The organism is Chryseobacterium sp. UF-81, assembly GCF_058245105.1.
Genome location: NZ_JBSIBX010000001.1, coordinates 104,273 through 129,745, shown reverse-complemented (window position 1 = coordinate 129,745; position 25,473 = coordinate 104,273). Strand labels below are relative to the sequence as shown.

At 38.6% G+C, this 25,473-nt stretch carries 28 protein-coding genes; 21 read left to right on the top strand and 7 right to left on the bottom strand.

Annotation, left to right across the window (positions count from 1 at the left end; genetic code table 11):
- Positions 1 to 117: 117 nt before the first annotated feature.
- Positions 118 to 1,764, bottom strand: a complete 1,647-nt coding sequence (gene pafA / locus AC4IFE_RS00645; protein ID WP_490754069.1) for an alkaline phosphatase PafA — start codon at positions 1,762 to 1,764, stop codon at positions 118 to 120.
- Positions 1,765 to 1,866: 102 nt separating this feature from the next.
- Here pafA and AC4IFE_RS00640 point away from each other — a divergent pair, with 102 nt between their 5' ends.
- From AC4IFE_RS00640 to AC4IFE_RS00590, 11 genes are all read left to right on the top strand, one after another.
- Positions 1,867 to 2,646 (top strand): hypothetical protein, encoded by a 780-nt coding sequence (locus AC4IFE_RS00640; protein ID WP_490754068.1) that lies wholly within the window; start codon positions 1,867 to 1,869, stop codon positions 2,644 to 2,646.
- A gap of 9 nt (positions 2,647 to 2,655) precedes the next feature.
- Positions 2,656 to 3,048 carry a VOC family protein gene (locus AC4IFE_RS00635; protein WP_490754067.1) on the top strand — a complete coding sequence of 131 codons (393 nt, stop codon included), beginning with the start codon at positions 2,656 to 2,658 and terminating at the stop codon, positions 3,046 to 3,048.
- Positions 3,049 to 3,070: 22 nt separating this feature from the next.
- Entirely contained in the window at positions 3,071 to 3,604 is a 534-nt protein-coding gene (locus tag AC4IFE_RS00630; RefSeq protein WP_490754065.1) for a GNAT family N-acetyltransferase, read from the top strand.
- A 118-nt stretch (positions 3,605 to 3,722) separates the two neighbouring features.
- Complete coding sequence (locus tag AC4IFE_RS00625) at positions 3,723 to 4,307, top strand: TetR/AcrR family transcriptional regulator (RefSeq protein ID WP_490754064.1); 585 nt, start codon at positions 3,723 to 3,725, stop codon at positions 4,305 to 4,307.
- A 66-nt stretch (positions 4,308 to 4,373) separates the two neighbouring features.
- Complete coding sequence (locus AC4IFE_RS00620; RefSeq protein WP_490754062.1) at positions 4,374 to 5,111, top strand: SDR family oxidoreductase; 738 nt, start codon at positions 4,374 to 4,376, stop codon at positions 5,109 to 5,111.
- A gap of 172 nt (positions 5,112 to 5,283) precedes the next feature.
- Positions 5,284 to 5,517 (top strand): bacteriocin-like protein, encoded by a 234-nt coding sequence (locus tag AC4IFE_RS00615; protein ID WP_490754060.1) that lies wholly within the window; start codon positions 5,284 to 5,286, stop codon positions 5,515 to 5,517.
- A gap of 152 nt (positions 5,518 to 5,669) precedes the next feature.
- A complete protein-coding gene (locus AC4IFE_RS00610; protein WP_490754058.1) occupies positions 5,670 to 6,569 on the top strand; it encodes an NmrA family NAD(P)-binding protein in 900 nt (299 codons plus the stop codon).
- Between the two features lie 16 nt (positions 6,570 to 6,585).
- Positions 6,586 to 7,500, top strand: coding sequence for a helix-turn-helix domain-containing protein (locus tag AC4IFE_RS00605; RefSeq protein WP_490754056.1), 915 nt, complete (start codon positions 6,586 to 6,588; stop codon positions 7,498 to 7,500).
- Positions 7,501 to 7,723: 223 nt separating this feature from the next.
- Positions 7,724 to 8,092: a hypothetical protein gene (locus tag AC4IFE_RS00600; RefSeq protein ID WP_490754055.1), complete on the top strand. Its 369-nt coding sequence runs from the start codon at positions 7,724 to 7,726 to the stop codon at positions 8,090 to 8,092.
- Positions 8,093 to 8,119: 27 nt separating this feature from the next.
- A complete protein-coding gene (locus AC4IFE_RS00595; RefSeq protein ID WP_490754053.1) occupies positions 8,120 to 8,632 on the top strand; it encodes a hypothetical protein in 513 nt (170 codons plus the stop codon).
- A 116-nt stretch (positions 8,633 to 8,748) separates the two neighbouring features.
- Positions 8,749 to 9,666 (top strand): alpha/beta fold hydrolase, encoded by a 918-nt coding sequence (locus AC4IFE_RS00590; protein ID WP_490754051.1) that lies wholly within the window; start codon positions 8,749 to 8,751, stop codon positions 9,664 to 9,666.
- Between the two features lie 84 nt (positions 9,667 to 9,750).
- Here AC4IFE_RS00590 and AC4IFE_RS00585 read toward each other — a convergent pair whose 3' ends face one another.
- The 3 genes from AC4IFE_RS00585 to AC4IFE_RS00575 form a co-directional block, all read right to left on the bottom strand.
- On the bottom strand, positions 9,751 to 10,677 hold the full coding sequence (locus AC4IFE_RS00585) for a malate dehydrogenase (RefSeq protein ID WP_307212803.1): 927 nt from the start codon (positions 10,675 to 10,677) through the stop codon (positions 9,751 to 9,753).
- 116 nt (positions 10,678 to 10,793) lie between these two features.
- Positions 10,794 to 11,345 (bottom strand): biliverdin-producing heme oxygenase, encoded by a 552-nt coding sequence (locus AC4IFE_RS00580; RefSeq protein ID WP_490754049.1) that lies wholly within the window; start codon positions 11,343 to 11,345, stop codon positions 10,794 to 10,796.
- A gap of 25 nt (positions 11,346 to 11,370) precedes the next feature.
- The gene (locus tag AC4IFE_RS00575; protein WP_490754048.1) at positions 11,371 to 13,560 is read right to left on the bottom strand and encodes an ATP-binding protein; all 2,190 of its coding nucleotides are present in this window, start codon (positions 13,558 to 13,560) and stop codon (positions 11,371 to 11,373) included.
- Between the two features lie 564 nt (positions 13,561 to 14,124).
- Between AC4IFE_RS00575 and AC4IFE_RS00570 the strand changes: the two genes are divergently transcribed.
- From AC4IFE_RS00570 to AC4IFE_RS00550, 5 genes are read left to right on the top strand one after another with little or no spacing between them, the layout of a single operon-like run.
- Entirely contained in the window at positions 14,125 to 15,285 is a 1,161-nt protein-coding gene (locus AC4IFE_RS00570) for a porin (RefSeq protein ID WP_490754046.1), read from the top strand.
- 21 nt (positions 15,286 to 15,306) lie between these two features.
- Positions 15,307 to 16,737 carry an anion permease gene (locus tag AC4IFE_RS00565; RefSeq protein ID WP_490754045.1) on the top strand — a complete coding sequence of 477 codons (1,431 nt, stop codon included), beginning with the start codon at positions 15,307 to 15,309 and terminating at the stop codon, positions 16,735 to 16,737.
- 17 nt (positions 16,738 to 16,754) lie between these two features.
- Positions 16,755 to 17,411 (top strand): succinate dehydrogenase cytochrome b subunit, encoded by a 657-nt coding sequence (locus tag AC4IFE_RS00560; protein WP_490754044.1) that lies wholly within the window; start codon positions 16,755 to 16,757, stop codon positions 17,409 to 17,411.
- Positions 17,412 to 17,422: 11 nt separating this feature from the next.
- On the top strand, positions 17,423 to 19,339 hold the full coding sequence (locus AC4IFE_RS00555) for a fumarate reductase/succinate dehydrogenase flavoprotein subunit (protein WP_490754042.1): 1,917 nt from the start codon (positions 17,423 to 17,425) through the stop codon (positions 19,337 to 19,339).
- Between the two features lie 12 nt (positions 19,340 to 19,351).
- On the top strand, positions 19,352 to 20,107 hold the full coding sequence (locus AC4IFE_RS00550) for a succinate dehydrogenase/fumarate reductase iron-sulfur subunit (protein ID WP_490754041.1): 756 nt from the start codon (positions 19,352 to 19,354) through the stop codon (positions 20,105 to 20,107).
- Between the two features lie 99 nt (positions 20,108 to 20,206).
- Here AC4IFE_RS00550 and AC4IFE_RS00545 read toward each other — a convergent pair whose 3' ends face one another.
- Positions 20,207 to 21,166: a hypothetical protein gene (locus AC4IFE_RS00545; protein WP_490754040.1), complete on the bottom strand. Its 960-nt coding sequence runs from the start codon at positions 21,164 to 21,166 to the stop codon at positions 20,207 to 20,209.
- Positions 21,167 to 21,228: 62 nt separating this feature from the next.
- The gene (locus tag AC4IFE_RS00540) at positions 21,229 to 22,242 is read right to left on the bottom strand and encodes a nucleoid-associated protein (protein WP_490754038.1); all 1,014 of its coding nucleotides are present in this window, start codon (positions 22,240 to 22,242) and stop codon (positions 21,229 to 21,231) included.
- A 410-nt stretch (positions 22,243 to 22,652) separates the two neighbouring features.
- Here AC4IFE_RS00540 and AC4IFE_RS00535 point away from each other — a divergent pair, with 410 nt between their 5' ends.
- The 4 genes from AC4IFE_RS00535 (at position 22,653) to AC4IFE_RS00520 (ending at position 23,830) form a co-directional block, all read left to right on the top strand.
- Complete coding sequence (locus AC4IFE_RS00535) at positions 22,653 to 22,814, top strand: hypothetical protein (protein ID WP_490754037.1); 162 nt, start codon at positions 22,653 to 22,655, stop codon at positions 22,812 to 22,814.
- Between the two features lie 4 nt (positions 22,815 to 22,818).
- Positions 22,819 to 23,175 (top strand): DUF7674 family protein, encoded by a 357-nt coding sequence (locus AC4IFE_RS00530; RefSeq protein WP_490754036.1) that lies wholly within the window; start codon positions 22,819 to 22,821, stop codon positions 23,173 to 23,175.
- Positions 23,176 to 23,254: 79 nt separating this feature from the next.
- Positions 23,255 to 23,386 (top strand): hypothetical protein, encoded by a 132-nt coding sequence (locus AC4IFE_RS00525; RefSeq protein ID WP_490754035.1) that lies wholly within the window; start codon positions 23,255 to 23,257, stop codon positions 23,384 to 23,386.
- A gap of 48 nt (positions 23,387 to 23,434) precedes the next feature.
- A complete protein-coding gene (locus tag AC4IFE_RS00520) occupies positions 23,435 to 23,830 on the top strand; it encodes a DUF7674 family protein (RefSeq protein ID WP_490754034.1) in 396 nt (131 codons plus the stop codon).
- 340 nt (positions 23,831 to 24,170) lie between these two features.
- Here AC4IFE_RS00520 and AC4IFE_RS00515 read toward each other — a convergent pair whose 3' ends face one another.
- Entirely contained in the window at positions 24,171 to 24,689 is a 519-nt protein-coding gene (locus tag AC4IFE_RS00515; protein ID WP_490754032.1) for a thioredoxin family protein, read from the bottom strand.
- Positions 24,690 to 25,034: 345 nt separating this feature from the next.
- Between AC4IFE_RS00515 and AC4IFE_RS00510 the strand changes: the two genes are divergently transcribed.
- Complete coding sequence (locus AC4IFE_RS00510; RefSeq protein WP_490754031.1) at positions 25,035 to 25,385, top strand: SH3 domain-containing protein; 351 nt, start codon at positions 25,035 to 25,037, stop codon at positions 25,383 to 25,385.
- The last annotated feature ends 88 nt before the right edge of the window (positions 25,386 to 25,473 follow it).

Sequence of the window (25,473 nt, the reverse complement as noted above, 5' to 3'; positions counted from 1 at the left end):
TCAATCTGTTAAACAGAATCTACAAGAAGGGAGATTCAGAGACTGATAAGATCATAGATGATCAGCCATGAATGATAATAAAAAAAAGCATCCTTTTCAGAATGCTTTTTTGTGATTTTATCTTCCAATAACCTCTGTAATTGGGTTTCCTATATTTCCGCTTGGAAACTGAATTTTCAGTAATGATGAAACGGTAGGTGCAATATCCGTCATATTATAAGGCTTATTACTTTCTCCTTTCTGGATTCCCCATCCCATAAAAATCAATGGAATGTGTGCATCATAAGAATTCCATACACTGTGGGTAGTTCCTGTCTTAGCATACGGAGGAAGCATAGAATCGTGAGAGATCAGCTGGATATCCCCGCTTCTCTGTCTGTTGATCCCGTTGATAATTCTCTGTTTGATAGGCTCCGGAATAGTTGCTTCCTGAACTTCATCCACAGAAACTGCATATAAAACAGTAGGATCTTTCTGAAGCTCTTTTATCGTAAAGTCTCTCAGGTCATCCAGTTCAATTTTATTATCCTGCATCAGCTTTCTGTCAAAATAAACCTGATAATTGTCTACTGCATTAATCAGCTTATCAACTCCGAATTTATCCTTCAGCTTCTGATTAATATCTTTTTCCATTCCTTCGCCAAAGAATCCTGTTGTAATTTTATGCTCTTTCAGGAATCCTACGGAATGTGCTCCACCGTGGTCAGCAGAAAGGAAAACAGTATATTCCCCTTTTCCTACTTTTGAATCCAGGTAGCTGAAAAACTGAGCCAGGTCCTGGTCAAGTCTTAAATAAACATCTTCCACTTCGATAGAATTCGGGCCAAATTTATGGCCTGCATAATCTGTAGAAGCCAGGTTGATCGCTAAAAAGTCCGTGATCTGATCACTCCCTAATTTTTCACCTTCCACAGAAGCTTCCGCCAGTTTCAGCGTTAATGTATTTCCGAAAGGCGTATAGCGGATATTATCTTTTTTTGCCTGATAATCCTGTGCTAAATTACTGTAAGGGAAAACAGGTGTTTTTGCACTTCCCAACAGTCCTTCCCAAGAAGAATTGTCAGGAGAACTTTCTGTGTACTGATTAATCGGGAGCAAAGTATTCCAGCCGTTCGCCACTAATTTTTCAGGCAGGTTCTGCGAATTGAAAGATTTCACCCACTGAGGCAGATCATTCATATACCATGTGCTCGTAATGAAGTTTCCTGTACTGTCATCAAACCAGAAAGCCCCATTCGGAGTATGGCCAGCAGGAAGGATGGACGCACGGTCTTTTAATGAAACCCCGATCACTTTTCCCTGGAAATTGGTAGCCAGTCTCAATTCATCCGTTACCGTAGTAGACCAAAGGTTTTTTGGAGAATGGCTTCCTATTTTTGCATTGGTTGTTCCTACCGGCTGAACGCTTTCATCTGCTGTACAGTAAACATTTTTCCCCGTTTCTTTATCCGTCCAGTCATTTCCGGCAATACCATGGATCGCAGGTACAGAACCTGTATAGATACTGGTATGTCCCAGAGCTGTAACAGTAGGTACGTAGTTGATATGAACATTATTTAAAGAGTATCCGGTATTCAGGAGTCTTTTGAAACCGTCGCTTCCGTATTTACTGTAAAAACGGTACAGATAATCCCACCTCATCTGGTCTACCACTAATCCTACGACTAATTTGGGTCTTTCTAATTGAGAGTTTTTGTTCTTCTGAGCATTGATTGTAATCACGGACAATAAAGCCGCTGCCGCAATTGAAATTTTCCTAAGCATCTAGTAAATTTTTGTTGACCACAAATTTACGGGTTTTGAAAGTTTTGGAGTGTGAAATTTTCTTTAAATTTGAGAACCGTCCATTAACCAATAAATGCAGAAATGATTTTAGGAGTATATTGGTATTTTAAATTCCCGGAAAATATATACAGTTTCCAGTTTTTCAGATTTTTCAAAGGCTTTGGAGGTCATGCTGATAATCCGGCTGAGCTAGAAGCCCGGGTTTTGGTAGACCATCCGGAAAGTTTCATCAAAAAACTGGAGGAATTGCATTTCCTTTTTAAAAGCATCTATCTGGATATTAAGATCAATGAGAACCAATTATTAATCTCAATAGGTGACTATACTCTTTTTGATGAACATTTCCAGTTTGTTTCGGAAATAGAGCAGCTTTTGGTTCATCACAATGCAGTTCTGTCTGATCTGCCTTTTGAAGTGAAATCAAGCAGAAGACTCAACCCGGAAAAGAAAAATTTCGAGACCATAGAGCATAGATTTATGCAAATTACCGGTTCCGATTTTAAGAAAAACAATGCTGAAAATCTTTCTGTCCGGATCGATTGTAATCTGCCGGCAGTAAACAAAAAAGATCTGATTAATGATCTGATCATGATATGTACTGAAGAAAATCTGCATGTGTTTTACTATTATGATCATGATTTCGGGCAACGTTCTAATATTATGCTTTTCTTTACCAACGGAAGGCAGTTGGAAAATGCCGTTCAAAATGTCAACATTAATGCTTTTGGCAGAAAAGTGCGTCATCTGGATCAGAAGTATCCGCTTCACTTCGGTCTTTTCGGAGGAATGGAATATTATCCGCGGAATGGCCCTTTTGTGGAACTGATTACTGACGAAGAATATATTTTAAATAAAAAATAAACTATTACTATGATCAAATTCAAATATGTCATTTTATATGTGGAAGATGTGGAAAAATCTATGAATTTTTATCACCAGACATTTGATATACCAATTAAATTCATCACACCTGAAAAAGATTACGGAGAGCTTCTTACCGGAGAAACCAGTCTTTCTTTTGCATCCATAAGTCTGGCCAGCTCCAATATTAAACGGGGGTTCTTGTCTTCTAAATCTGAAGAAAAACCTTTCGGAATTGAGTTGGGTTTCACAACGGATGATGTAGAAAAACTGGTAGAAAAAGCAGTAAAAAACGGAGCGGTTCTTTATGAAGATATTGCAGTAAAACCCTGGGGGCAAAAGGTAGCTTATGTTAAAGATCCTGATCATTATTTAGTAGAAATCTGTATAGAAATTCAATAAAACAATCACATTCCACATTTCCATGGAAATAAAAAAATTAGAAAAACTGACTGAAAATCCTCTACCACGCTGGGGACTTAACGGATATACTACAGACAAAATCCTTTCCATTTCCTTCGTTGAATATGGCGGCTCTTTTGAATTTGTCTTAAAAGAAAAATCTATGCCCTACTCTAAGGTTTGGGAAACCTTTTCGGATGACCTTGAAGAACTTAATGAGATCATTGAAAAAGGATATTCTTTCGGAGCTTTTGAAGGTAATGAATTGATCGGCTGGATCATCTGCGAGCACAAAATATGGAACAACAGTTTTTATATTGAGAATATTCTGATCAGTGAAGAATTCAGAAGAAGCGGAGCCGGAGCACAGCTGATCAAAAATGCTGTCCGGGAAGCCAGACATTTGAACTGCAGAATTATTGAACTTGAAACGCAAAATACCAATTATCCGGCCATACAGTTCTACAGAAGAATGGGTTTCAGCATTACGGGCATCAATACAAGACTGTATGAAAATCCGGAGGAAACAGCTGTTTTTATGACTTTAGATCTATAGAAGCATTTCTACTCTGTTCATTGCCTCTTATAATTGACAGAAACTATAAATCATATTGAAAATTTTATTTTGTACCGGACGGTACATTTATATACCTTTGTCCTGAAAATAATCACCGATGGCAGGAAGACCTAAAATATTTGATGAGCAGGAAGCTGTTGCAAAAGCAACTGAAGTTTTCAGAAGTAAAGGCTATGATACAGCTTCTGCAGACGAACTGCTCTGTGCCATGGGCATCGGAAAAGGCAGTTTTTACCTGGCTTTTAAAGGTGGAAAGCGGGAACTCTATATCCGGTCGATCACTCAGTTTTCAGAATATTTTTATCAAAAGCTTTCAACCACTATTGCTGCCTCTGATGATAAAATACAGTTCATCAGGAAGTTTTTTCTGAATCTTGCCGACGCTCCTGATTTTGATAAAGAACGGGGCTGTTATTTAGGAAATGCCCTGGTGCAGCTTTCTGAAAAAGATCAGGAAATAAAAACAATAACAGTCCAATTGCTGAAAAAACTACAGGCCCTGTTTGTAGAAATCATTAGAACAGCACAGGAAAATGGACAAATTTCCAGCACTGAAGATCCCGAAATGATCGGGTGGCACCTGAGCAATTTGTGGAACGGGATCCATGTTACAAGAAGAATGGAAAGCTCACCGGAAATTCTTAGAAAAATTATTGAAATGAATCTTAAAATACTCAGCTAAAATTTTTTAACCAATTATGTACCAATTAGTACAATTTAAAATATATTAATTTAATACCAACATGTCATGAACATTACCAACAACACGATTCTAATTACCGGCGGAGGATCGGGAATCGGATTAGAAATTGCAAAAGCACTGAACACAACGAACAAAATTATTATTGCAGGAAGAAATAAAGAAAAACTGGATACAGCAGCCAAAGGACTGGAAAATGTCTTTACTATTCAGGCCGATATTACCAATGAACAGGATGTAAACCGTCTGATTGAAGAAATTAAAGTCAATTTCGGAGAGTTGAACATTCTGATTAACAATGCAGGACACGCCTATGTTTATACAATTTCTGAAACATCCGACACTTACAGCAAGGCAGTCGCTGAATTTGAGACTAATTATTTTGCGCCTATCCGTCTGACTGAAAAATTACTTCCTTTACTGAAACAGCAGCAAAATGCAGCAGTAGTGAACGTTTCTTCTATTGTAGCATTTGCTCCGGGTTCCCATCTTCCTACCTATTCTGATTCTAAAGCAGCTCTCCATTCTTACACCAAAATATTAAGGCATGAGCTGGCAAAAGACACTTCTGTTAAAGTTTTTGAATTGATGCCACCACTTGTTAATACAGATTTTTCAGCGGAGATCGGAGGCAGGGAAAATGGCATCCCAGCTTCTGAGGTAGCAGAAAGCTTTGTAAATGCTCTTATCAATGATACCTACGAAATCCGCGTAGGGAGCACTGAAGTTCTGTACAGCAACTTCTTTGCAGGTTCCGAAGGGGCCTTTAGCATGATGAACGCGTAATTTTAAAGTACCGGTTATTCATTGCGGGAAAAGGAAGAACCTTTTTCCGCATTTTTGTTATTATCCATCCCATTTCTTTTTTAATTTAAAATTTAAATAATACATTTAAATCACATCTACGTGTATTAAAATTTTATATCTTAGTAATCAACAAACTAAAATATTAACTGCTATGAAAAATCTAAAGAAATTGACAAGAAAACAGTTGGGAATTATCAGCGGAGGCGACACGGCCTATGCGCTATGCGATATGGACGGTAACTGCCCTCCTACCAGCGGATCTTATTATTGCAGTGATGGAACTTGCTACAGATCTGATGGTGGCGGAAACCCTGGCGGCGGGTGCAATGAGCCACAACGTTTATGTCAGCCTTGGGAAACCGGATGCGGATGCGTTTATTTTTAGAGAAAAATTATTGTTAGATAAAAGGAGAGCGGTTTTTACCGTTCTTTTTTATTTTAGAATTATTACTGCCCAGATTGGCTACGTGAAAAGCAGATTTGGATACAAATATCTTTTAACAATTACTGAATTTTGCTTCAAGAAAAAAAATCAAAATGAAAATTATCGTAACAGGCTCATTAGGAAATATCAGCAAACCGCTGACAAAAGAATTAATGGGCAGAGGACATTCTGTAACTGTTATCAGCAGGAACAGTGAAAGGCAACTGGAAATTGAGGCTCTAGGGGCAAAAGCAGCCATCGGGTCTATGGAAGATGTAGATTTTTTAGCAGAAACTTTTAAAGGTGCAGATGTTGTGTATGCTATGGAAGCCCTGAATGCAGGGGTATTCTTTGATCATACTGTTGATTTTACAGAAGCCAATATTCAGATTGCCAGAAACTACAAAGATGCTTTTGAAAGATCAGGAGTAAAGAACATTGTCCACTTAAGCAGTATTGGCGCACATATGAGCGAAGGAAACGGTATTCTGGCGTCTCATTATAATGTAGAAAAAATACTGAATGAACTTCCGGATGATGTTTCTATAAAATTTATGCGTCCGGTAGGATTTTACTACAATATGTTTTCATTCATTCCGACAATCAAATCACAGGGTTTAATCATTCAAAATTATGGTGGAGATCAAAAAGAGCCGTGGGTGTCGCCACTGGATATTGCCAGTACTATTGTGGAAGAGATTGAAAAACCATTCAACGGAAGAGAAATCTGCTATGTGGCAAGCGAAGAAATTTCGCCCAACGAAATTGCCCGGACGTTGGGTGAAGCTATTGGAAAAAATGATCTTAAGTGGCTGACTGTTTCTGATGAAGAGCTCCTGAGTGGTATGGTGAATGCAGGAATGAATCCGAAAACGGCCAAAGGTTTTGTGGAAATGAATGCAGCAAGAGGAAATGGCGCTATATATGAAGATTATTATCTGCACAAGCCAGTTTTAGGAAAAGTAAAGCTGAAGGAATTTGCAAAAGAATTTGCTGCAGCTTATCATCAATAATAATTAATTTTGTGATATGAAACAGCCTATCAGAATCAAAACGATCAGTGAATTTCACCAGTTCCGGGGCTTGGCAAAACCTGAGCATCCCCTCATCAGTGTTGTAGATTACAGTACCATTAAGGATGTTGCAAACGAAACTGAGCTGAGCTGGATCCTTGACTTCTACTCTATTTCTGTTAAGCGGACGTCTCTCACAAAGATAAAATATGGTCAGCAGCAATATGATTTTGATGAAGGATTCATGTTCTTTATGGCTCCGGGGCAGGTTTTCAGCATTAAAAGAGATCCGGATTCAATTGCAGAACATACGGGATGGATCCTGCTCATTCATCCCGATTTTCTTTGGCATACTCCTTTGGCAAAGACGATACAAAATTATGAATACTTTGATTATTCGGTGAATGAAGCTTTATTTTTATCGGAAAAAGAGGAAAATGTCATCAGCAATATTGTTCAGAATATCCATCAGGAATACCATTCTAACATTGATACATTCAGTCAGAATATTATTATTTCACAGATCGAAACGCTGCTGAACTATTCGGAACGTTTCTATCAGCGTCAATTTATTACCCGCAAAATTTCCAGCCACAAAATCCTTGATTCTTTGGAGGCACTGCTTGCTGATTACTTCAGCAGTGAAGATCTCATTACCAAAGGACTTCCGAGTGTGCAGCATATTGCAGGTGAACTGAATGTATCTCCAGGCTATTTAACCGGTTTGTTAAAAGTTCTTACCGGCCAGAATACCCAACAGCATATCCACGAAAAACTGATCGGAAAGGCAAAGGAAAAATTATCCACCACCCAGCTGTCGATCAGTGAAATTGCTTATGAATTAGGTTTTGAACACCCTCAATCCTTCAGCAAATTATTTAAAAGTAAAACCAATCTATCTCCGTTGGAATTCAGAAAATCCTTTAGCTGAATACTTTCATACAGTTAATACTTACCCATATATAAACGCATCTCTCCGATGCGTTTTTTTTTGAAAGCTTTCATTAAAAATCATCATACTCAATTTACTCATTGTAACAAGCACAGAATATCAAAATCAACCAATAATTAAAAATAATAGTAATTTTATCACTAAAAATTGAAATATAATTAATTTTTTATATATTTATGCCACTAAAACAATATTAATTACTATGAAAAAAACATTCTTGTTTGCTATTGCATGTTCCTTTTTTTTAGCATCATGCAACAATGAAAGCATTCCAACAGTGGCTCAGGAAACTCAGAAAACAGAAGCTGTCCAGAATTTCAAACGTGCCATCACAACCGTGAATACGTCTAAAGATCTTCCCCTGAGTGAAGAAAAACAGAGCTCTGAATATCAGTTTCCGCAATTAAGTGAGAAAAGAAAGGATATCCTGCTTCCTGCTGCAAAATCCCTTATAAAATCTACAGGAATAAAGGATGAACAAATTGAAAAAACCACCCATGGTGATAAGACCAAAATCATATTATGGGCAATGGAAATTTTCCAGGACAATTACACGAATTCTTCTTTATAATCTTAAGCTTAAATTATCAAAATCAATATGAAAAATATTTCATTATTCCTTTTACTATTAATTGGAACTTTCGCATATGCCCAGACAGGCAGTATGACTATTTATAATTTCTCTGCCCATAGTGTAAGCTACAACCTGATAGGCACCAATGACAACAGTTATCCTATAGATTGCCAGCCCATCGTAGAAGGCAATTCTGCTACATCATTGGCTCCGGCATCCACAGTGGTTTACTCACAATATAATACCAGCCATCTGGTAACCCCTGCTATCAATCAATGGGCAGTAATTTCAGACGCAATAGGAATTCCCGGTCAGACCTATAATGTATCGGCGGGAGTTAATGTTCCACCTGTGATCGCCACTCCTACTTCATGGCAATCGCTACGTCTTAATTTTTCAAATGGTGAAATGATCCATCTTGGAAGAGACTGCGGCTATGTTGACAGTCATCACGGAGCATTTAACGGCTCGACAGTAAGCGGTATTACGGCAACATGGAACTATTTAGGAAATAACGTGGTTGTATTCATCAATTAATACAGATCACATCAGATGATATCACAGCAGGTTCAAGTATTGGGCCTGCTTTTTTATAAACCAAAGGTTATTAGTCTCTAAAGTAATAAATACTATCTTTCAGCTGTTATTATTATATGAAAACCATTCAATTATTTATATTTATCATCATCTCTCTGGCTACTGTCAAAGCTCAGAAGCCAAGTTCTGATCATTTCTTTGAAACGTCAGATCACGTCAGGATTAAATACAAAATTTCCGGGAAAGGAGAAGCCTGCATCTATGTTCCGGGAGGTCCGGGGCAGGGATATCCGTCATTTGAACTCTTAGGAGGAAATGCCCTGGAGAAAAACATGCAGATGGTTTATATGGATCAGCGTGGATCCGGCGAGTCGGAAAAATCAGAAAATTATCATCTGGATGCAATGATTCAGGATATTGAAGAGCTGAGACAGCATCTGAAGCTTGATAAAGTTTTTCTGTTGGCTCATTCTTTCGGAGGAATTATCGCTGTGAATTATGCTAAAAAATATCCTCAGCATACCAAAGGACTCATCCTGTCCAATATTACCCTTCATTTCCTGAATAACGAATCTTTGAAAGAACAGATCGAATATGGAAACAGCCTTCTTCAGCAACCCAATAAAGCTGTTCCTGAAGACAGTCTTTCTACGGAACTTTCGAAAATAAGTTCGGCATTACGAAAGAAAAGAATCGGATATAAATTTCTGACCGAGGATATTGAAACCATTAAACAGATGGACAAAATAGATTCCCTTCATCCCAGGATCATAGATTTTGGCATGGCCGTGATCTCGAAACCTAAAGAATTTCCGGAATATTATACCGATTATGCGCCGGTTACAAAAGACATTCATGTTCCAGTATTAATTATCACAGGGAAAAAAGATAAAGCCGTAGGAACGCAGCATTACAAAACCTTTCAGTTTCCGGATCAGAAGGTGATTTCTATTGATGGTGGACATCTTCTGTATTATGAAAAAAACAGGGAGTTTGTGAATGCAGTTTGGCATTTTATAAACAAACACCAATAAGATAAGAAATGTGAGATTGATTATGGAATAAAAAGCTCAGCGCGGCCTTCGGCCGCGCTGAGTCTTATATAAAGTTAAATCTTATTAAAACTTAAGATCTCCGTTCACTTCTCTCACAGCATTGGCTGCTTCAGCAAACTTCAACTGCTCATCAGCAGTAAGCGTTACATTCACAATTTTCTCTACTCCGTTTGCCCCGATGATAGCTGGAACCCCTAAGCAGATATCATTTTGTCCGTATTCCCCTTCAAGCATTAAAGAACAAGGGATCATTTTTTTCTGGTCGCAAGCGATCGCCTGAACCATTACAGAAACAGCTGCACCCGGCGCATACCAAGCTGAAGTTCCTAATAATTTGGTCAATGTAGCCCCTCCTACTTTTGTTTCTTCGATTACATATTTTTGTTTCTCATCATCTAAGAATTCAGTTACAGGAACTCCGTTTCTTGTCGCTTTGCTTAATAATGGAAGCATTCCTGTGTCACTGTGTGCAGCGATTACCATACCGTCTACGTCAGAGATAGGGCTTTCCAATGCTTCAGCCAATCTGTATTTGAATCTTGCAGAGTCTAATGCACCACCCATTCCGATGATCTTGTGCTTAGGAAGACCTGAAGTTTTGTGTACCAGATAAGCCATAGTATCCATTGGGTTAGAAACTACGATGATAATAACTTCCGGAGAATTTTTTACTAAGTTTTCAGTAACTTCTTTCACAATACCAGCGTTGATACCGATAAGTTCTTCTCTTGTCATTCCAGGTTTTCTTGGAATACCTGAAGTGATCACTGCTACATGAGAACCTGCAGTTTTGCTATAATCTCCTGTTGTTCCGGTAATTTTTGTATCGAATCCGTTAAGCGATGCAGTCTGCATCAAATCCATTGCCTTACCTTCAGCAAATCCTTCTTTAATGTCTACTAAAACTACTTCTGAACAGAAGTTTTTCATTGCGATGTATTCTGCACAGCTTGCTCCTACAGCGCCTGCACCTACTACAGTTACTTTCATATTGTATACTTTTTTTAAATTATTTTTTAGTTTAGTCTAAAAATTGAAACGCCCAAATTTAACAATTCCTGAAAATGTGGGCAATTTTTCAGGAATTTAATTAGGGTTCAATGAAATTAATTGACGTTCAGTAAAAACGTATATAGCTTTTTTGCTCCTGACAGGACCTCATGGTAATTTTTCTCGGTGACTTCAGTATCTAAAACCTCTTTGAAGCTTTTCCACATCGATCCCGTATTTTCCTGATAACATCCGAAGAAATTGAAGGTCACCTCATCAAAACCTTCTGTTTTAGAAAGCTGTTTCGCAATCACATTTCCGCCTAAGGTAGAACCTTCGATCACGTACATTGCTCCCAACGCTTCATGTTCGTTGGCAAACTCAAGATTATGGGAGGCATCCTGGTTTTTCAGAGAAAGGCTTTCAAGATCCATTTCAATAAGGGAAAGCTTCTTTCTGTTGTTGAGCTGAAGCTTTTCCGAATACTTACCGGAAAGGCTTCTGAATATTTTATCTTCACTATGAAGAAGCATCAGATAATTCGTATTGATGATCTTTTTATAATCTTCCAGAGTAAAGGTCTTGTTAAAAATTTTTTCAGAATTGAAAAGTTTTTCTGCTGCATTGTGATATTCCGCCGTATTTTGCTTAAGATATTCTGATACCATAAATAAGGATTTAAGTTTCCCAAATTTAGGGTTTTTTGAACGTTAAAATAAAACAAGTTCCCCCTTTATTGCTTTCATAATCCACATTTCCTCCGATACGCTTCATAATCCTGTGTACAATAGAGAGTCCTATACCATTTCCTTTGAATGTTTTGGCATTATCCATCCTGTTGAATATCTTGAACATTTTATGCTTTTCCTGCTCCGGAATTCCAATCCCGTTATCTGAAATCCTGTACACCACAGTTTCGCCTTCTTCAGTTCCCTGGATTTCCACTTTCGGTTCTTCCTGATGAGAAGAATATTTCACCGCATTATTGATGATATTTAAAAATACCTGGTGAAGCATCGTTTTATCCGAAAGTACCTCTGGGCACTCCTTAATAGTGATTATGCTTTTCGGACTGTCGAAGGTAATCTTTGCATTTTCCGATATCTTCTGGATCATATTCAGGGGTTGCAGGCGTTCCAGCTCTATCTCGCTGTGCTTGGCACGGCTGAGCTGCAGTACATCATGCATCATTTCTGCCATATTGTCGATTTCTTCAACAATAGAATTCAGCTTATTTTTATTTTTTTCCGTTTTTTCAAAATTAGAAAGCAGCATCTGTGCATTCAGCTTCATAACGGTCAAAGGGGTACCCAGATCATGAGAGATCGTGTAAGAAAAACTGTCTAGCTCTTCATTTACCTTTCTCAGTTCATTATTCAGCGCTTTGATTGCGTTGTACTGTTTATGTGAGGTTTCCAGGATCACATCGCGGACGGCCTGTACCGAAATAATGTCTCTGGAATTCCATCTCTTTGAATTTCCTTTGATGTTTTCTGTAAAAATCTGGAAAGAGGTTCTTGGCGAAACCGTCTGTATTTCCTTACCGTCCTGCAAGAGTACTTCTGTTTTCTTCTCAGGATTTCCGGCCCAGTCGATATGTTCGTCAAACTCTTTACGGAACCAGATCAGCATTTCTTTTTTACTTCTCTCAATAAAATAAATAATGATTCCGGCTGCATTCTCATCAAGTTTTAATTCCTCTCCATAATCTTTAAGGAAGCTTCTGCTCACAAAAATACTTTCAGCAGTATTTTCAAGAGCCCAATGTGCAATTGCATCAATCATACTGTTTTCAGGAACTACCCCTACAGTGACCGTATTCCCTTCCGAAACAATAGCTAAACCGTCTGCCTCAGGCAGTTTTCTGATCTTTCCTTTATTATCTGCAAGAGAATCAAAAAGATTGTTATGCTTCAAGAACTCCGCTTTCAGCTGTGACGATTTTTCGTTCAGCTCCAGACGGTATTTCAGTTCATTTTTAGATTTGAATGAAGAATAGGCATTGGAAGCGAGAGCAGTAAAGATCCCCGCCTGTACCCTGTCTTCAAGATCAATATGCTTAGCCTCCGAGTTCTGGCAGGTAACGAGTCCCCAAAGGTGATCTTCAATAATAATAGAAACACTGAAACTGGATGAAGCTCCCGAATTTTTAATGTACTGCCCATGAATAGGTGACATTCCTCTTGAAGCTACAAAAGTAAGGTCAATATTTTCATCTGTTCTGCTTAGAAGCGGAACCGTTTCGGAATATACATTACTGAATATTCTTTTCCTTTTCTTTAAGTAAAGCTCTCTGGCCTGCCTTGGAATATCAGATTCAGGGTAATAAAGCCCCAGATAGCTTTCCATATTATCCTTCCTCCTTTCTGCAATCACTTTCCCCGAGCCGTCCATCATAAATTTATAAACCATCATCCGGTCATAATTCACAATTTTAGAAAGTGTACTTAGCAATTGTTCCCACAGTTCTTTCTCATTATCTATGACATAAAAATTGTCATACTTATTAGAAATTCGCTTATTGGGATTTTTCAGTACCGCCTCAAATTCAAGGAAAATATGTTTACCGCTTCTGAAAACAGAAAAATGATATTCTTTTTCCCCTATGAATACTTTATCGAAATGGGTTTCATTTTCTCTTCTTGTAAAATCGTGCAGAGAAGTATAAAGATCGGAGTCGATAACCGTCCGGAAGATTTCAGGAAAATCCACAAGGTTCTTTCCGAAAAGCAGTTCTGCATTTCCGACTCTGAATATATCCGTGATATTCCGGCTGAAAAAAGTGATGGATTGAGATTCTGCATCAATGCCAATCAGGTATCCAAAACTTTGTATATACCCAGGAATATGGATGGGTTCCTCATGACACTCTACAAAATTCATATATTTATTTGATCTATCAAAGATAACGATTTTTTTAACGGCATATTACTTTGTGGTACTAAATCACGATGTTCTGAAACATCATTGCCCCTGTAACCGATAAACTGGAACCTGCTGAATTCCAGAACCAATACCCTTTCTTTTTCAAAATATTAACAGGTTTTCATTTATAATATATTAAAAATTTCGCAATCAGTCAAGTTTAATTTTCTGATCATGATTCATTGCATGAATTTCGGATTAATACCTGAAATAATTATGTTAATTAAGCAAAATTTATTAAATTTATATCACTAAATAATGAATACGTTTAGAAAATATTGATCTTTTTTACATTATTTTCAATGAAGCCTTCATTTAAATTCAAATAACACGTCTATGAAAAAGTTCCCTTTAATTATTATCAATCCTACCTGCCTATCCGTAATCGGGACCTGTTACGAGGCCAATATAAAGAAAGTCCACAAAGACCATAAAGATGCTATCGCTGTTCATTCTATAAATTGGAGTCAGCACCTTTCAAATTGTCAGAATTTCAAATAATAACTTATTAACACCAATACTATGACCTTTTTTTCACAAAAAAAGAGAAGCCTGCTACTTTGCGTTTTACTGGCTGCCTTTTCAGCCAATGCTCAGATCCAGGATTCACTCCGCTCCGATAAACAGGAAGAAGATCATGTGAAATATCCTGTACTTCAGATTAAAGGACTTTTTCAGGCACGCTATCTGGTAGGCATGACTGATGATGTCGATGTAAATGGCCTGCATCATGCGGACGGATCAGGAACCAGTAACAATTTTATGCTCAAATATATGAGGGTTCAGGTACGTGCACAAATCAGCAAAAGAACAGAAGTTGTGGCACTGGCCAATTTCGCTGACTTTAAAAACGACCCAAAAAGCAGAGTCCTTGAAAATGCTTACCTGAAATATACCTTCAACCCTAAATTGGCATTTACTGTCGGTCAGTTCAGGCCCTGGTTCGGAATTGAGGAAACGTATCCTATCGACATCATCAAGTCTCTGGATTGGTCCAATCAGTATACGGAATTCGGGAAACTGGGCTGGACGAGCTTCCAGATCGGTCTTTCTGCTACCGGGCAGCTTCAGTTGGGGAAAATTCCTTTCCAGTATGCGGTTTCAGTCGTTAATGGGAACGGAAAGAATCAGATCAATGACAATGATAACGGGAAGCAGTATTCTACCAGACTGGTTTTTGGACTGTCTAAAAAATATAATTTCAATGTCGGACTTAACGGAGGTTTCGGTGAAGTTTTAAGTAAAAAAGTATATGCAGTAGGAATTGACCTCAGCTCGCTGATCCAGTTTGACCCGAAATGGAGTCTGGACATGCAGCTGGAAGCCAAACAGGCAACCAACCATGTCCTTTACAACACGATCGATCCTGAGCTCAGACCTTCGAATCCTGACCAGTACCTGATCCGTGGGGCTTATTTCCTTCCGAATGTAAGATACGAGGTCAATCACAAAAACCTCAGTGCCTTCGAGCTGTCATGCCGGTATGAATATCTGGATACCAATTTCAGGCTGAACTCCAATCCAAGACAGACCATTACACCTATGTTCGGACTGGAATTCCTGAAAAACTATGGTGCAAGAATCCAGCTGGGTGTACAGTTTGACCGTTACAAGCATCAGGTAGAAAACACATCACAATACAATAACAATCTGTTCATTGTTCAGGTACAAAGTAGATTTTAACCACTTAAAGATTTATAGATCATGAAAGAAATTAATATCAGAAATATCGCGATAACGTTTGCCGTTGCGCTGGTCATATGGTTTATTCCCGCTCCGGAAGGTGTCGCCGAGAATGCCTGGCAGCTGTTTGCTATTTTTGCAGCAACCATATTAGGGATTATCCTCAAAGCAGCGCCTATGGGCACCATGTGTATGATGGCCATTGCATTTACAGCACTTACACAGGTTGTAGCTCCCGGAGACGCAGGAAAATCCATCACAAAAGCACTTTCAGGATTCGGAGATAAAGTAATTTGGCTCATCGGGATCTCATTCTTTATTGCCAGAGGATTTATCAAAACCGGATTGGGAAACCGGATTGCGTTTTTATTCATCAGAATATTCGGAAAAAGCTCATTGGGACTGGCTTACGGGCTTGGACTTGCAGATGTATGCTTAGCTCCAGCTATTCCGAGTAATACTGCAAGAGGTGGTGGAATCATTTATCCGATCATGAAGTCTATGGCCATAAGTTTCGACTCTGTTCCTGAAAAACCGGAAACCCACAGAAAACTGGGCTCTTTCCTTACCCTGAACAGTTATTATATGAATCTTATTGCATCATCCATGTTCCTTACCGGAACTGCAAGTAACCCGATGTGTCAGAAATTTGCAGCGAATTTAGGAATCAATATCACCTGGATGTCATGGGCTGCAGCCGGCTTCGTTCCGGGATTGGTTGCGTTCTTTGTTGTTCCTTTGGTTTTATACAAATTGTATCCGCCTGAATTGAAAAAAACAGGAGATGCTCCAAAAATGGCCGCTCAGAAATTAAAAGAAATGGGACCTATTTCCAGAAATGAATGGCTGATGTTATTGGCATTCTTCATCCTATTAGCCCTTTGGATATTCGGAGGAGCGCTTTCTATCGATGCTACCACTACGGCTTTCATCGGATTGACAATGTTACTTCTTACTTCAGTACTGACGTGGGAAGATATTAAAGGGGAAAAAGGAGCCTGGGATACCATCGTTTGGTTCGCAGTTCTCGTAATGATGGCGAGTTCTTTAAATGAGCTCGGTTTCATTGGCTGGTTCAGTGATCTGATCAAAGTAAAAATAGGCGGATTAAGCTGGCAGGTAGCCTTTCCGGTGATCATTGTCGTTTATTTCTTCAGCCACTATATTTTCGCGAGCGCAACTGCTCACGTGGCAGCCATGTATGCAGCATTATTAGGAGTTGGTGTTTCTTTAGGAATTCCACCCATGTTACTGGCGATGATGCTTGGTTTCTTAGGATCAATCTATGGAGTACTCACCCATTACGGCCACGGCCCTGCCCCGGTATTCTACGGAAGTGGCTATGTTGAACTGAAAGCATGGTGGCTGAGAGGTCTTGAAATCGGAATCGTGTTACTCATCATCTATATGGTAGTCGGAGGACTATGGATGAAAGTTTTAGGATATTATTAATCAATTAAATAAAAAATATGCTGTCAACCTTGTCAAGAAAAATGCTGATGTGCCTTACAGGATTATTCCTGAGCTTCTTCCTGCTGATCCATTTCTTGGGAAACCTCCAGCTGTTTCTTCCGCCGGAGCAAGCGCACCTGCAGTTTAATGCCTATTCGCATTTTCTGTCCGGAAATATTCTGATCAAAATAGTTTCATACGTTCTGTATGCAAGTATTATTCTGCATGCAGTTGACGGACTGGCCATTACTTTAAAAAATAAAAAGGCGGGAGGCAGTTACCAGTCAGAAAGGCGTGGCAGAGCCAGTAAATGGTATTCCCGCAATATGGGAATTTTAGGGACACTGATCCTGATCTTCCTGGTGATTCACTTCCAGAATTTCTGGTACGTCTACAAATTTGGAAACCCTCCACTCGACAGCAACGGTAATAAGGATCTGTACATTCTTGTCGTAACGGTTTTCAAAGAATGGTGGTATGTGATTATTTATGTAGTATCAATGGGAGCTTTATGTTATCATCTGATCCACGGAATTCACAGTGCGGCCCGGACGCTGGGATTATATCATCCTAAGTTTGTCAAATGGTTCAAAACAGCCGGAATTGTCTATTCAGTCATTATCAGCATAGGCTTTGCGCTGATGCCCGTTTATGTATTTTTCACTGCCCGTTAAACAGAAAAGTTATGATTTTAAATTCAAAAATACCTCAAGGCCCATTGGAACAAAAATGGGATAATTATAAAAAGAAAGCCAAGCTCGTTAATCCTGCCAACCGTAAAAAACTGGACGTTATTGTCGTGGGAACCGGGCTTGCAGGAAGCTCTGTTGCCGCTTCTCTGGGTGAAATGGGTTACAATGTGAAATCATTCTGTTTCCAGGACAGTCCGAGGAGAGCCCATTCCGTAGCTGCGCAAGGAGGCGTGAATGCCGCTAAAAATTATAAAAATGATGGCGACAGCGTTTACAGAATGTTCGCAGACACACTCAAAGGCGGAGATTTCAGAGCCCGCGAAGCCAATGTCTACCGTATGGCAGAATGTTCTTTAAACCTTATCGATCAGGCCGTAGCACAGGGTGTTCCGTTCGGGCGTGAATATGGTGGTTATCTTAACAACCGTTCTTTCGGTGGGGTTCAGGTGAGCCGTACGTTTTATGCAAGGGGACAAACCGGGCAACAGCTGCTTCTGGGAGCCTATCAGACGCTGATGAGACAGGTGGGAAAAGGAACCGTACAGTTGTATTCAAGACATGAAATGCTTGATCTGGTCATGATCGATGGCAAAGCAAGAGGAATTATTGTCAGAAATTTAGATACCGGGGAAATTGAAAGACATGCTGCACATGCTGTGATTCTTGCAACCGGAGGGTATGGAAAGATTTATTACCTGTCAACCCTGGCAATGGGCTGTAACGGTTCTGCGATCTGGCGGGCTCACAAAAAAGGAGCTTTAATGGCTTCCCCGAGCTGGATTCAGGTACATCCTACTTCCCTTCCGCAATCGGGAGATTATCAGTCCAAATTAACCCTGATGTCAGAATCATTGCGTAATGACGGAAGGATCTGGGTTCCTTCAAAAGCTGATGAAACAAGACCGCCCAATGATATTCCGGAAAACGAAAGAGATTATTATCTGGAACGCCGGTATCCTGCTTTTGGAAACCTGGCTCCAAGAGATATTTCTTCCCGTGCCGCCAAAGAAAGAATTGACGCAGGTTTTGGAATCGGACCTCTGAAAAATGCTGTTTATCTTGATTTTTCCAAAGCGATACGAGAACAGGGAAAGGAAAAGATCCAGGAGAAATACGGAAATTTATTTGATATGTACCTTAAGATCACAGGATACAATGCCTATAATGAACCGATGATGATTTCCCCTTCCGCCCACTTTTCAATGGGTGGCCTGTGGGTAGATTATGAGCTGATGACCACTATTCCGGGACTGTTTGCTTTGGGAGAAGCTAATTTTGCAGATCACGGAGCCAACAGACTGGGAGCCAATTCCCTCCTGCAGGCTTCCGTAGATGGCTATTTTATTGCCCCTTATACCATTGCCAATTATCTGGCTGATGAGATCCATACCGGGAAAATTTCACCGGATGCTCCTGAATTTGAAACGGCAGAAAAAGCGGTGAAAGAACAGATCCAAGGTTTTATCAGTATTAAAGGAACCAAAACGGTTGATTATTTCCACAAAACTTTAGGAAAGCTTTTATATGACTACTGCGGTCTGGCAAGGAATGAAGAAGGCTTGAAATACGCGATAAAAGAAATAAGAACATTAAAACAGGAATTCTATAGGGATGTAAGGGTTTCCGGACAGGGAGACAAAATGAATTCGGAACTTGAAAAAGCAGGCCGAGTAGCCGATTATTTCGAGATCGGGGAATTGATGTGCTATGATGCTTTAACCAGAAATGAGTCCTGCGGTGCCCATTTTAGGGAAGAATTCCAAACCCCGGACGGTGAAGCGTTAAGAAATGATGCCGAATATCAGTTTATCTCCGCATGGGCATGGAAAGGTGAAAATTCCGAACCTGAACTGATTAGAGAGCCCCTGATATTTGAAGAAATACAGCCTACGGTAAGAAGTTACAAATAAAAAACAGAAATTATGGATTTACATCTTAAGATATGGAGACAGAAAGAAAGACAGAGCGAAGGGAAACTGGTCAGTTATGACCTGAAAGAACTGAACCCTCACATGTCTTTCCTGGAAATGCTGGATACTTTAAATGAAAAACTCATTACGGAAGGTGACGAGCCTGTAGAATTTGATCACGACTGCCGTGAAGGAATCTGTGGACAGTGCGGCATGATGATTAACGGAATTGCCCACGGACCTTTAAAAAATACAACGACCTGCCAGCTTCACTTACGGTCTTTCAAAGACGGTGAAACTATTTTGATCGAACCTTTCCGGGCAGAGGCTTTTCCGGTAAAGAAAGACCTTAAAGTAGACCGGTCGGCTTTTGACAGAATTATTTCTTCAGGCGGATTTGTATCCGTGAATACAGGCCAGGCTCCTGATGCCACAGCCATAGCAGTTACTCACCAAACAGCCGAAGAAGCTTTTGACTCTGCGGCCTGTATCGGATGTGGTGCGTGTGTAGCGACCTGCAAAAACGGAAGTGCTGCTTTATTCACTTCTGCGAAAATCACCCATATGGTCCTTCTTCCTCAGGGTAAGGAGGAAAGAAGCGAACGTGTCCTGAATATGGTCAGCCAGATGGATCACGAACTTTTCGGGCACTGCTCCAATACAGAAGCCTGCGAGGTGGAATGTCCTCAGGGAATTTCTGTGCTGAATATCGCCCGGATGAATTATGAGTATGGAAGGGCACTGTTTTTCAGGAGAAAGAGTAAATAAAAAACATAAACTAAAAATAGCGGAGAAAGCAAATGGGCCAATCCGCTTTTTTATTTTACCTGGATTCGGAATATTTATTATTCTATTTTTTACAATATTCTAAATTCCCGGTATCGTTATTTTTTTAGGATCGTTTTCGTTGTACAGGATTTCCACGGTTCCCTGTTTTGGGACAGAGGAAAGATCAAGAAGCCGTACAATTTTTTTGTAAGTTGTAATGTGTTCCGCTCCTTTAGTATCTTTAAAACTTACCTGAAACATGATCTGAGGCTGATCATTCACCGTCAGGCCGGTTTGGCTGACACTGATAATTTCTGCCTGAGCACTTCTCCCGGCAAACAGGATCTCTTCTTCTTTTTTATTCTTCACAAATTTTCCAACGATCAGCTTGTATACCAATAAGGTTAAAAGAAACATAAAGCCGCTGAAAATAATCGGATGCATAAAAGTAAGGAACCTCCATCCGAAATCAAAGGATTCCCTGAGATAAAAATAGCTGTAAAGTCCTATGACATAAGCAATCATGAAAACCAAAAATACGATTCTTAAGATCATATTTTTAACTTTAAACTTCGTCTGCATGCCGCTTAAAATAAAATAGGGTTCTTTTGAAGTATCGGGATTCAGAAGTACCTTAACCGTTTTTCCAATATCAAATCTTTTTTCCTGAGGTTTTGTATCATAGAACATCATTTCGTGCCGGATCGGCGTATTGCTGAGATTCTGAAAAGAAAGCACAATATGGATGAGATTAATATTGGTTCCGGCATTATATTTTACAAGCTTATAGTCTGTAATTTCCGCTTCCCTCGGAAGTCCGTTTTGCACAATATGGCTGATGGTATTTTTTTCCTTAAAGGTTTTAATAAGAAGATTATTGATGAGAAAAGTTAAAACATACAGCCATATCAGCAAAGAAAAACCGAGATATACATAGCTCACTGCCAATGTATTTCTCGGTTCCGTTGTTATTTCCGAAGTCGTCATATAAATAAAGATCGGAAACGGTATGCAGAAAAAAAGCATGTAGAGTGTCCAGAAAATGATCATAAATTTCATAACTGTTTATTTTGCGGTGCGATATAAAGTTATGATATTATTCTTAAATGGACTTTCTCCTTTTATACTTCCTTATCGAAATAAAGTCTGTAGTATTTTCCTTTATCGTCCTCTCCCATTTCAAGCTTCTGCCTGTCACCGTGGATGTAGATGTGGAAGTTTTTGTCCAGTTTGATAATGCTCTTGAAATGACGCTGGGTTTTCTTTACTGCTGCTTCACTGATCGGGAATTCTTCGGCAATATTCACCTGCATATCCTGCTCGTAATCCGTTTTGAAATTCACGAAACTTTCGATCACATGCTGGTCTCCCAACACTTCATTGGTAAAGTCATCCAGTTTAAACTCTTCCTTTTCCTTAAAGAAATTAATGGATTTATTTAAAAAATCTGCCTGATCTGCTTTGGAAACTTCAAATTCCTGCGGAAGCTGTTTCGTGATATAGTCTTTATATACCATCAACGCTTCCTGGGTGTGAAAATATTCGTCGTCACGCTGTTTTACTTTCAGGAAATCTTCAAACCAGTAATACATATCTCCGTTTTTGTTGTTGTCAACCACAGAAAGTACATATCCGGTTTCTTTATTATTGTTGTAGATCAAAGCTGCTTTATCGATTTTAGACAGACCGATTCCCTGGTCTTTTTCTATGTCAAAACTTTCTTCCTGAGGGGAAATCTTCAGGAAAGATTCTCTCTTTTCCGTTTTAAAGATCCCGATTTTGTCTACTTTATCCGGACGGTCGCTTTCTTCCTCGAAAAGAACAATAAACAGCTCTCCACCCTGAACTCTTGGGTTTTCAGCTGCTTCAAATAAATGTTTTGCAATATTTTCAGATTCCCAAAGAAACTTCGCTTTGTCTTCAAAAATTTCAGATACAGAACTGTATACCGGATTATTCACCAGATACGTGTCGCTATAAAAATTGAAGGTTTCCTCCGATTTAAAAGAACCTAAAAAATAATCTTCAAGCAGCTCTGCCATTCCTTCTTCCAGCTTCAGCTCTTCCTGAGACAGCGTTAAAGATTCTCCGTTGATTTTATTTCCTACTCTGTGTACTATAATTTTTGAAAACATGTCCTGAATAATTTGGAGTGCAAAGATATTCATTCTATTCTTTCCATCATACAAATAAAATAATCCCAAAAAACAAAAGTTGATATAACGATTAAGTTTTGTCAGTTGATAATTAAGACTAAAAATCTGCTCCATCTGCAAAATCTGCGAGAGATAAAAAAGACACTCTTCTCCAATAAAATTTAAAAATATCAACTGTTTATATTTTCTCGCAGATTTTGCAGATGGAACAGATTATACTTCAAAATAAGTTCCTTCATTTCGTTTTGATAAAAACCTTATCATTTTGACATGCCTTTTTTGATTATGGCCAGTCGCATAAAGCATCCAATAGTCTGATTTACAATTAATTAATTGAAATTCATTTTCAAAGGAACGCCATTGGCTTCATAATCTTCAAAACATACACAATGGACCTAAAGACCTTGAACCGCCTTGACAAGTTAAGAAGATTAAAAAGCAGAGGACCTGAAACTCCGAAATGGTTAAAACCTTACCATCTGATTCTTATCGTTTTCCTGAGCATTTTTGTCTTTGGAACCATCATTAAACTTTTAGAACAAAATCACTAATCCTATGAACTATTCTGAAGCTGTCAGGGAAATTGCAGAAATTATTCCTGGCTTTGAAAATGAACTTATTAATCATACATCTCAAAATTCCTACAGTGTAATCCGCACTTTCACAGAACGCATCAAAAATATGATCCGACAGGATGACACAAAAATTTTATTTAAAAGCTTGCAAAAGATGGACAAAATTTATACAGAAGGAGATATTGCATTAAAAAATGCAGTAGAGGGAATTTTCATTTATTCCCTGGACAATTTTACAGCTTTCTGCAGCAGGGAATACAGAAAAGTGATCTTTAGTCACATTTCAAAAGATTTACAACAGACCTATTCAAGACAGATTTACACTCATGGCACATAAATTTTGTTACATATTTTATCTGTTTCATTACAAAAGTATCTTTTGCTAAAAAATAAAAACCACTCAAATTCAATACGTTATGAAAACAAAAATCAGAAGAATTTCCGACTGGAAAACATTGAAAACCACGACTAACAGGCACAATACAGAGCTATTGGTGACTCACATTGCTGTGATTATAGGAGTTTTTATTATTGCAACCATGCTGTAAATTTTGGTATACATTTCGCTGAAAGATAAATACTGAAAAATATTAGTTATGATGAAAGTACAAATGCAGGCTATTAATAAGAAAATAGCCGTTGAATACTTAAAATTTTTCTATCCGCCACTTCGAAATGAAATCACACAGTTATCTGTTCAGGAAAACTTCGCCGGCGTCATTCAGGCTACCATCAATTATTTGAAGGATATGCTGCAGGAATCGAAAATCTACATTGTAGCCCATCACATCAAGCTGATGGACTGGATCTACAGAAACGGTGATTCTTATGTAAGAACTGTCATTGAAAACCTGTTTGTAAGATCTTTGGAGAGCTTTAAAAAACATGCTAAGATCCAGCACTGGAAGCTTCTTTATCAGAATATGCCTGATAATTTTCAGCTTATTTATAATGAGCAGCAGAAACAGGACGAGATCTTTTTCGGTAAGTAAAATAATTTAATTTGTCAATAGGCTCTTCAGGCATCTTGTCTGAGGAGCTTTTTATTTAAATTTTTTCAAATATTTAGGCAAAGCGGGGATTAACAGAAATATTAGTATGCTTTACAGATATTTTATTGAATTATATTTCACCGTACGGTGTAAAATTCATACTTTTACAAAATTATCCGATGAAGCTGATAATCATCGGAGATATTAATCTTTAATCAGCTACTGATTATAAAAATTAACAAATTTTGACGATGTGTAATCAGATCCTAGAAATATCCTTTCATACATTTATTTGATCTGAGAACAACCTCCCCTGACTCATTGCCGGGGGAGTTTTCTTTTATTTATCTTTTTTCACAAATACCTTCTGGATGATCTGAAGTTCTTCTTTATTCATTTTTGAGCTCTTTTCGAGCTTGGCTAAAAACGAAGAAACTTCTTCAGGAGTTGCGGGCGATCCTAAATTTTCACCTTTACTGTTGAATGAATCTGCAAGCACTTCACCTTTTGGATTTAGTATCAGCCAGAAAGGAAGGCCGGCATTTTCTCCCTTATATCTGTTCATCAGCTCCTGCCCGCCGGGATTTTCAAGCTTTTTCTTCTCTCCTCTTTCCTGAACATCGATGTAAGTCGTTACAAATTTCTTGTCGAAAATAGGCTTTGTTTCAGGAAGGTTCATATTCTTTTCCATCAGCTTACACCAGCCGCACCATGAAGCATGAAATACGAGCAGAACATTTTTCTTTTGGACTTTAGCTTCTGTAAGGGCTTTATTCAATTCTATATCGGCCTTTTCCTGAGCAGCATTCAGCTGAAACAGGAATAAAGAAGCCACGATGATCACTTTAAAAAATTTCATTTAAATTTTGATTTGGTTTACTGATACTAATTTACATAAAAGTGGATACCCATATCCCATTTATTCAGAAAAAATGTATATTTGAAATAACTCATCATTTGTTGAATAAAAATAAACTCAATGGCATATTGTTATAGTTGTGGCCGTTCAGGAGCTTATCATCGCAGGAATGTTGTCACCGGCCACTCTTCATCCAGCCGTACCAACGTAACTTACACTGGTCCCAGGTTTCTGTGTGACGAATGTTCACTGAACATGGACAAAGCGGCTCTGGAGAAAAAAATTTCCACTAAATATGTTATCATTATAATATTAGTGATATTAATTTATTCTGTTAAAAGATAAATGGCACATTCAGATAATTTAAAATCACTCAGAACTCATTCAAATATATTGAATCTGGTTATTGTCGGGCTTATACTTTTTCTGTTAATGGCTCCGGGAAACTTCTTTGGAGGTAATTCAGTTGAAGACAGCAATTCAGTTTCAGCTAAAATAATAGCTAAAAAGGGAGCTTCAATCAGGGATAAACCTTCGAGAAATGGTAAAATTTTAATCATTGCTCCTGCCAACTCGAAAGTAGAGATTATTCAGAGAAAGGTACAAAACGATATCATTGACAATAAGCAGGGAAGCTGGGTAAAGGTTCGATACCAAGGTAAAACAGGATATGTCTGGGAATACCTGATTGATTAAACATCCGGTATATTCATTCTCCAATACATGCATAATAAACAAAAATCCCCGAACTAACGTTCGGGGATTTTCTATAGTCTGGGATTAG

Excerpts from the sequence above, each read along its gene's own strand:
- AC4IFE_RS00550 (WP_490754041.1), top strand. The coding sequence starts at position 19,352 with ATGGATTTACATCTTAAGATATGGAGACAGAAAGAAAGACAGAGCGAA.
- AC4IFE_RS00620 (WP_490754062.1), top strand. The coding sequence starts at position 4,374 with ATGAACATTACCAACAACACGATTCTAATTACCGGCGGAGGATCGGGA.
- AC4IFE_RS00625 (WP_490754064.1), top strand. The coding sequence starts at position 3,723 with ATGGCAGGAAGACCTAAAATATTTGATGAGCAGGAAGCTGTTGCAAAA.
- pafA (WP_490754069.1), bottom strand. The coding sequence starts at position 1,764 with ATGCTTAGGAAAATTTCAATTGCGGCAGCGGCTTTATTGTCCGTGATT.
- AC4IFE_RS00540 (WP_490754038.1), bottom strand. The coding sequence starts at position 22,242 with ATGTTTTCAAAAATTATAGTACACAGAGTAGGAAATAAAATCAACGGA.
- AC4IFE_RS00570 (WP_490754046.1), top strand. The coding sequence starts at position 14,125 with ATGACCTTTTTTTCACAAAAAAAGAGAAGCCTGCTACTTTGCGTTTTA.
- AC4IFE_RS00535 (WP_490754037.1), top strand. The coding sequence starts at position 22,653 with ATGGACCTAAAGACCTTGAACCGCCTTGACAAGTTAAGAAGATTAAAA.
- AC4IFE_RS00575 (WP_490754048.1), bottom strand. The coding sequence starts at position 13,560 with ATGAATTTTGTAGAGTGTCATGAGGAACCCATCCATATTCCTGGGTAT.
- AC4IFE_RS00580 (WP_490754049.1), bottom strand. The coding sequence starts at position 11,345 with ATGGTATCAGAATATCTTAAGCAAAATACGGCGGAATATCACAATGCA.
- AC4IFE_RS00530 (WP_490754036.1), top strand. The coding sequence starts at position 22,819 with ATGAACTATTCTGAAGCTGTCAGGGAAATTGCAGAAATTATTCCTGGC.
- AC4IFE_RS00615 (WP_490754060.1), top strand. The coding sequence starts at position 5,284 with ATGAAAAATCTAAAGAAATTGACAAGAAAACAGTTGGGAATTATCAGC.
- AC4IFE_RS00635 (WP_490754067.1), top strand. The coding sequence starts at position 2,656 with ATGATCAAATTCAAATATGTCATTTTATATGTGGAAGATGTGGAAAAA.
- AC4IFE_RS00600 (WP_490754055.1), top strand. The coding sequence starts at position 7,724 with ATGAAAAAAACATTCTTGTTTGCTATTGCATGTTCCTTTTTTTTAGCA.
- AC4IFE_RS00565 (WP_490754045.1), top strand. The coding sequence starts at position 15,307 with ATGAAAGAAATTAATATCAGAAATATCGCGATAACGTTTGCCGTTGCG.
- AC4IFE_RS00560 (WP_490754044.1), top strand. The coding sequence starts at position 16,755 with ATGCTGTCAACCTTGTCAAGAAAAATGCTGATGTGCCTTACAGGATTA.
- AC4IFE_RS00610 (WP_490754058.1), top strand. The coding sequence starts at position 5,670 with ATGAAAATTATCGTAACAGGCTCATTAGGAAATATCAGCAAACCGCTG.
- AC4IFE_RS00605 (WP_490754056.1), top strand. The coding sequence starts at position 6,586 with ATGAAACAGCCTATCAGAATCAAAACGATCAGTGAATTTCACCAGTTC.
- AC4IFE_RS00525 (WP_490754035.1), top strand. The coding sequence starts at position 23,255 with ATGAAAACAAAAATCAGAAGAATTTCCGACTGGAAAACATTGAAAACC.
- AC4IFE_RS00585 (WP_307212803.1), bottom strand. The coding sequence starts at position 10,677 with ATGAAAGTAACTGTAGTAGGTGCAGGCGCTGTAGGAGCAAGCTGTGCA.
- AC4IFE_RS00545 (WP_490754040.1), bottom strand. The coding sequence starts at position 21,166 with ATGAAATTTATGATCATTTTCTGGACACTCTACATGCTTTTTTTCTGC.
- AC4IFE_RS00595 (WP_490754053.1), top strand. The coding sequence starts at position 8,120 with ATGAAAAATATTTCATTATTCCTTTTACTATTAATTGGAACTTTCGCA.
- AC4IFE_RS00555 (WP_490754042.1), top strand. The coding sequence starts at position 17,423 with ATGATTTTAAATTCAAAAATACCTCAAGGCCCATTGGAACAAAAATGG.
- AC4IFE_RS00515 (WP_490754032.1), bottom strand. The coding sequence starts at position 24,689 with ATGAAATTTTTTAAAGTGATCATCGTGGCTTCTTTATTCCTGTTTCAG.
- AC4IFE_RS00630 (WP_490754065.1), top strand. The coding sequence starts at position 3,071 with ATGGAAATAAAAAAATTAGAAAAACTGACTGAAAATCCTCTACCACGC.
- AC4IFE_RS00590 (WP_490754051.1), top strand. The coding sequence starts at position 8,749 with ATGAAAACCATTCAATTATTTATATTTATCATCATCTCTCTGGCTACT.
- AC4IFE_RS00520 (WP_490754034.1), top strand. The coding sequence starts at position 23,435 with ATGATGAAAGTACAAATGCAGGCTATTAATAAGAAAATAGCCGTTGAA.
- AC4IFE_RS00640 (WP_490754068.1), top strand. The coding sequence starts at position 1,867 with ATGATTTTAGGAGTATATTGGTATTTTAAATTCCCGGAAAATATATAC.
- AC4IFE_RS00510 (WP_490754031.1), top strand. The coding sequence starts at position 25,035 with ATGGCACATTCAGATAATTTAAAATCACTCAGAACTCATTCAAATATA.